Origin of the sequence: Staphylococcus sp. KUGN1 (genome assembly GCF_045984185.1) — a bacterium.
In the GTDB taxonomy this organism is placed as follows: Bacteria; Bacillota; Bacilli; order Staphylococcales; family Staphylococcaceae; genus Staphylococcus; species Staphylococcus warneri_A.
Genome location: NZ_JBJQIL010000029.1, coordinates 1 through 294, shown reverse-complemented (window position 1 = coordinate 294; position 294 = coordinate 1). Strand labels below are relative to the sequence as shown.

1 protein-coding gene is annotated in these 294 nt (G+C 49.0%); it reads right to left on the bottom strand.

The annotated features are described in order from the left end of the window. Positions 1-294 (bottom strand): hypothetical protein (locus ACJQQZ_RS12580; protein ID WP_408023177.1); only part of this gene is annotated, 294 nt, incomplete at both ends.

The following is a 294-nucleotide window of genomic DNA, read 5'->3' as shown; positions in this document are numbered from 1 at the left end:
CAACAAGCGCATCTGACTCAGCGTCAGTAAGCGCAAGCGACTCAAACTCAGTAAGCGCGTCTGACTCAGCGTCAACAAGTGCATCTGATTCAGCGTCAGTAAGTGCATCTGACTCAGCGTCAGTAAGCGCAAGCGACTCAACATCAGTAAGCGCAAGTGATTCAACGTCAGTAAGCGCAAGTGATTCAACGTCAGTAAGCGCAAGTGATTCAACGTCAGTAAGCACATCAGATAGTGCATCAACAAGCACAAGCGTATCTGACTCAAACTCAGTAAGCGCGTCTGACTCAGCGT